This window comes from Streptomyces europaeiscabiei, assembly GCF_001550375.1.
GTDB lineage: Bacteria > Actinomycetota > Actinomycetes > Streptomycetales > Streptomycetaceae > Streptomyces > Streptomyces europaeiscabiei.
Map to the genome: position 1 here is coordinate 1 of NZ_LRTR01000884.1, position 5309 is coordinate 5309.

At 70.9% G+C, this 5309-nt stretch carries 5 protein-coding genes; 3 read left to right on the forward strand and 2 right to left on the reverse strand.

Translation table 11 applies throughout. The features are described 5' to 3' along the window. On the forward strand, positions 1–1106 hold a 1106-nt coding region (locus tag AWZ10_RS45070; protein WP_159058597.1), incomplete at its 5' end, for an outer membrane protein assembly factor BamB family protein. 83 nt (positions 1107–1189) lie between these two features. Beyond that, entirely contained in the window at positions 1190–1924 is a 735-nt protein-coding gene (locus tag AWZ10_RS45075) for an SIR2 family NAD-dependent protein deacylase (protein ID WP_046706915.1), read from the forward strand. A gap of 94 nt (positions 1925–2018) precedes the next feature. Here the strand turns inward: AWZ10_RS45075 and AWZ10_RS45080 are convergent, their stop codons facing one another. Together AWZ10_RS45080 and AWZ10_RS45085 are read right to left on the reverse strand one after the other, a co-directional pair. Continuing rightward, positions 2019–2993: a phage baseplate protein gene (locus AWZ10_RS45080; RefSeq protein WP_046706914.1), complete on the reverse strand. Its 975-nt coding sequence runs from the start codon at positions 2991–2993 to the stop codon at positions 2019–2021. A gap of 207 nt (positions 2994–3200) precedes the next feature. Continuing rightward, a complete protein-coding gene (locus AWZ10_RS45085) occupies positions 3201–3989 on the reverse strand; it encodes a class I SAM-dependent methyltransferase (RefSeq protein WP_060894119.1) in 789 nt (262 codons plus the stop codon). 234 nt (positions 3990–4223) lie between these two features. Between AWZ10_RS45085 and AWZ10_RS45090 the strand changes: the two genes are divergently transcribed. After that, on the forward strand, positions 4224–5309 hold a 1086-nt coding region (locus AWZ10_RS45090; RefSeq protein WP_060894120.1), incomplete at its 3' end, for a sensor histidine kinase.

Sequence of the window (5309 nt, forward strand, 5' to 3'; positions counted from 1 at the left end):
TCGCCGCCGCCCTGCTGCTCGGCCGGCCGGAGAAGGCGGCCGAGCGGTCGACGGAGCCCGCGGGGCCGGCCCCGAAGCCGCTGTGGACCTACCGCGGCGGCCCGCTCCTCCAGGCGCCCGCTGTCTTCAACGACGGCACGGCCCTGGTGAAGACCCGCCCGGGTGACCTGGTCTGCCTCGACCTCAAGGACGGCACCCGGCCCAAGTGGGTCTACGAGGGGATCAGCCAGTCACCCACCCCGACCGTGCTGGCCTTCGACGCCGCGATCGCGCTCGGTGAGGGGGCGACGGTGATCGGGGTCGACCCGGTCGACGGAGGGGAACGTTTCACCATCGACTTCGGACCGGACTTCCGGTTCGACACGCTGCTGGGCGCCACCGACGACCGGGCCGTCACCGTCATCGGTGTCCGGCTCCAGCGGGACACCGAGGAGCAGGGCGTGGCGACGTCCACGGACACGGTGTTCGGCGTCGACCTCGCGGGCCGCCGCGCCGAGGTCATCCCCATCAGTCCGGAGGACGTCGGGGTCCGGCTGGCGCCGGTCATCCTCCCCGACGTCTTCGTCTACGCCGACGGCCTGCGCAACGTCACCGCCCGGAGCACCGAAAGCTCCGGCGTCGTGTGGCGGCACCCCGTCGGCTACGACCTCCGGCCCGGCCTCGCCGTGCTCAACCGCACGGTGTTCGCCATCGGCCGGGAACTCGAGGCCCTGAACCTCTCCACCGGCAAACTGCGCTGGCGGGTGAAGCCCGAGCGCGGCATGTTCGCCTCCCTCGGCGGCTACGGCAACACGCTCTACGTCACGGGCACGGACCCGGCCGGCGTGTACGCGTTCAACGCCGGGACCGGCGCCCGCCGTTGGTTCTGCCCCACGCCACGCCTCAACATCGACCAGCCCGTCACCGCGGGTCCCGACGCCGTCTACGTCCCCGCCCACCAGAACAAGAACGGCATCTACGCGATCGGTGCCGCCAAGGGCAGACTCCTGTGGAACTTCACCGACGGCGTGGAGACCGGCGTCAACGACTGGCAGCTCGCCTGCGACCACAGCGGCGTCCTGGTCGCCCAGCACTACGACCGCACGTACGGCCTGCCTGCCCCCTGACGGCACCGGGGCCCGGGGCGCCGCACCCCGCCCGGCCCCGATATCCGCTCGCCCCGGCCGGACAGCCGACCTACCCTCGCTCCATGAACAAGCCCCTCGTCGCCATCCTCAGTGGCGCAGGCATCTCCACCGACTCCGGCATCCCCGACTACCGGGGCCCGAACGGGCTGTGGCGGCGGGATCCGGAGGCCGAGAAGCTGGTGACGTACGAGTACTACATGGGCGATCCGGAGATCCGGCGGCGGTCGTGGCAGATGCGGCGCAAGAACCGGACGCTCAAGGCCGAGCCGAACGCCGCGCACCGGGCGGTGGCCGAGCTGGAGCGGAGCGGGGTGCCCGTGCGGGTGATCACGCAGAACGTCGACGGTCTGCACCAGCTCGCCGGGATGCCCGCCCGCAAGGTGCTGGAACTCCATGGCACGGCACGCAGCGTGGTGTGCACCCGGTGCCATGCCCGGGGGCCGATGGAGGACGCGCTGGCGCGGGTCGAGGCGGGTGAGGAGGATCCGCCGTGCCGGGAGTGCGGTGGGATCCTGAAGTCGGCGACGGTGATGTTCGGCGAGCGCCTCGACCCGGTGGTGCTCGGCGAGGCCGCCGCGATCACCAAGGCCTGCCAGGTCTTCATCGCCGTCGGCACCAGCCTCCGGGTCCAGCCCGCCGCCGGCCTCGCCGGAGTCGCCGCCGACCACGGAGCCCGGCTGATCATCGTCAACGCCGAGCCGACCCCGTACGACGCACGCGCCGACGAGGTCGTACGGGAGCCGATCGGTACGGCGCTGCCCACGCTGTTGCGCGGGCTCGGCGCGAGCACTCAGTAGATCGGCGTTGCGCGACCGCCGGCGGCGACCCCGCAGCGCACGGGGTGCCGGCGGTCCGGTCGGCAGGCCTGCCGGCAGGGCTGTCCCGGACCTGTCAGACCAGCACGTTCTTGTAGAAGATGCTGGAGCGGCGGTCGCCCTCGTCGCCGGTCGCGAAGCCGAGGAAGAGGCGGGACTCGCCCGCGTCGGTTCGGTAGATGGCGAGGCCCTCGGGTTCCCGCCACTTCAGCGTGGAGCCGGCCTTGGTGAGGACCGGGCCCTGGGCGATCTTGCCAGTGTTGACGTTGATGCTGGTGAGATAGGTGTTTCCGGGGGCCTGATTGGTGTCCGAGTAGTGGTCGCCCGTCTGGAAGTACATGTACGAGCCGTAGAGCGCGTACCCCTGGGGCGTGCCGGAGATCGACGGCGGGGTGAACCTGACGAGCGGGTTGCTGAAGTCGCCCTTGTCCGTGTCGGAGAGCGCGTAGACGGCGATGTGCTTGGCGCCGTCCTTGTGGTAGCGGACGATCATGCGGTTGTACACCGGGTCGATGGAGCAGGTGAACTCCGAGGCGCCGGAGACCGGCTGGAACCTGCCGAAGCTGGTGGACGACGAGTCGAGAGTGGTGCCCGCGGCGTACTTGATGAAGGCGAGCTTCGTGCCGTAGCCGTTGCCGTTGGCATCGCTCTCGATCCACAGGTGGCTGCTGGTGCCGCTCGGGCGGACGCCGAAGGCGACACCGTGGCCGAACCCGTTGAGGTGCATGTACGAGACGTAGTTGCCGTGGAGGTCGAGTTGGCTGATGCACAGGTCACCGGCCGACTCCGGGCTGTCCGCCCGCTTCGCGGCGACGAACAGGCGCTTGTTGACGGAGTCGAAGGCGAAGCTCTGCTGGACGCGCTTGCTGTGCAGGACGTTGTCGCGAAACAGGTCGTAGGACGGTTGGGACAGGTCGAAGCGCTTGGTCGCGGTCACCGACGCGGACGCACTCTGGGCACCGTATCCGAGACCCAGCGCGGCGAGCCCGACGCCGGCACCGGTGCGCAGAAGTCCTCGACGGGTAGGGGACACAGGGGAGTTGAACTCCATGACAAACCTTCTGGGAAGAGGAGGTGAAGTCCCAAGACGTTAGGCATGAAGATCGGGCCGAAGTGTCGCCGGAGCAGGCCTCACGGGGGTTCGTTGCTCGCTTGGGACAAACGGGCGCTGTCCTGTGCAGCTCCTTCCACCATCTCGTGCGGCTCCTTCACGCGCCGTGCCCCGGTTGCCTGCCGGTGTGCAGATTCGCCGAAGGCCTCAGGACGCGGCCGTGCGGGTGACGCGGATCTTGGACTGGCCGTGCGGCAGCTTCTCCCAGTCGTCCATGAAGCGGGCCTGGAGGCCGTGCTTCGCGGCCAGGGCGACGAGCGTCTCGGTGCGGTAGTAGAAGTCCTCCCGCAGGACGTGGTGTTCCGTGCCCTCGGTGCGGTCGAAGGTGAAGTCGAACCAACCGTCCGGGCTCAGCACCCGGCCGATGTGGGACAGGCACTCCTCGATGACGTGGAGCGGTGAGTGCGAGAAGACGCTGTGCGCGTGCACCACGTCGAAGTGGGCGTCGGGGAGGAACCGGAGGGTCAGGTCGCGTACGGGGGTGAGCGTGGGGAGGCGTTGCTGCAGCCCCATCTCCACGATCGTGTCCTGGGCGGCGGCGAGGATGTCGGGCGAGATGTCGATGCCGTAGTAGTGCCCGGGTTCCAGGTGGCGGATGAACCGCCAGCCGCCCCGCAGGTTGCCGCAGCCGATCTCCAGCATGCGGTGCTCGGGGCGCAGACCGTGGCCGAGCAGATAGTCGAACTGCATCGCGCCCAGCGCCAGCCACCGTTCACGGCTGCGGCTGCCGACCGCCGCGTCCGGGTCGGCGCGGGTGTCGGAGCGCATCACCGCGCGGTAGTAGTCGATGTGGTCCGGGTGGCGGTGGCGCAGCCACATGTCGCGGGCCACGCGGACCAGGTGGCGCGGCACCCGGTCGGGGTGGCGCAGGGCGTAGGTGATGCGGTGGCCGAGGGCGGCCCGGTTGACGGTGACGTTCTTCTCGGTCGGCGGCACGGGGCTTCCTTCCCAATGGAGTCGGGCGGTGCTTCCCGAGATGGCTCGGGTCGTGCTGCCAGCCTCGGGGCGGCGGCGGGGTGTGCGGCTCGGCCGACCGGCTCCGGTCCGGGGGCGGTTCGGGCGATCCTCGTATCAGCCGATCGGTTGATGCGGTCGGGAGCCGGTCACGTTAGACACAGGAGGGCGACCTGTGAAGTACCCGAGGAGCACGACAAGAGAGCCGGTGGGACGATGAGTTGGCCGGAGCATCAGCGCACGGACCCGGACGCGCGCTGGCTGGCCGCCGTCGTGCACGCCTCGTTCTTCCTGCTGTTGTGCTCCTCGTTCGCCCGGTTCCTGACGCGTGATCAGGGCGGGGCACGTGCGGTCTGGGTGGTGGCGCTGTTCGGGGTGTTCGGGCTTCTCTACGCCCTCGGGCACCTGCTGGCGCCGGCGCCGCCTCCCGGCAGCAGGCCGTCCACCCGGCATCTGGCCTGGCTGGGGTCCGTGACGGCGGTCTGGGTCGTTCTCCTCGCGCTCGCGCCGAGTGCCACGTGGTGTGCCATGCCGCTGCTGTTCGCCGGGCTCCACACACTGCCCCCACGGATCGCCGTGCCCCTTGCGGTCCTGCTCACCTCGCTGGTCGTCGCCGCCGAGATACGGGTGTCCGAGGGCACCATCAACCCCAACATGGTCGCGGCCCCACCCGCCATGGCGGCGGTCGCCACCGCCGTCTTCGTCCATCTGCGACGGCAGGCTGCCCGGCAGCGCGTCCTGATCGACGACCTGGTCCGTACCCGCCGTGAGCTCGCGGCCACGGAACGGCGGGCAGGCGTCCTGGCGGAACGGCAGCGGCTGGCCACCGAGATCCACGACACCCTCGCCCAGGGGCTGTCCAGCCAGCGCATGCTGCTCCAGGCCGCCGAGCGCGTCTGGGGCACGGACCCGGACACGGCCCGTGGACACATCGGGAAGGCGGCCGAGATCACCTCCCACAGCCTCGCCGAGGCACGCCGGTTCGTCCACGATCTGGCACCGGCCGATCTCGTGGAGCGCTCCCTGCCCGCCGCGCTCGGCGCCCTCGCCGAGCGGGAGAGCGGGCCGGGCCTGACGGTGGAGTTCCGCCTCGACGGCATCCCGGGCCCACTGCCCGAACGCGCCGAGGCGGCACTGCTGCGCATCGCCCAGGGCGCGCTGGCCAACGTACGCGAACACGCCGCCGCGACCCGGGCCGCACTGACCCTGACCTGCCTCGACGACCAGGTCTCGCTGGACATCGCCGACAACGGGCGGGGCTTCGCCCCGGGCCGCCCGTCGGTCGCCGAGGAGGGCCGGGCG